Annotated in this window: 1 rRNA gene; it reads right to left on the reverse strand. The window is 46.9% G+C overall.

Features of this window, described 5'->3' with window-relative positions:
• A 23S ribosomal RNA gene (locus G9F75_RS19835) occupies positions 1–254 on the reverse strand; the annotation flags it as partial.

The following is a 254-nucleotide window of genomic DNA, read 5'->3' on the forward strand; positions in this document are numbered from 1 at the left end:
TGCTTTTCACCTTTCCCTCACGGTACTGGTTCACTATCGGTCACTAGAGAGTATTTAGGGTTGGGAGATGGTCCTCCCAGATTCCGACGAGATTTCGCGTGTCTCGCCGTACTCAGGATACTGCTAGGGCTCAAAAGAATTTTAAATACGAGGCTATTACTCTCTTTGGCTTACCTTCCCAGGTAATTCTTCTATCCTTTTAAAGTCCCATGTCGCAGTCCTACAACCCCGAGAAGTAAACTTCTCGGTTTGCC

The organism is Bacillus sp. EKM208B (assembly GCF_011800725.1).
Lineage (GTDB): Bacteria > Bacillota > Bacilli > Bacillales > Bacillaceae > Bacillus > Bacillus velezensis.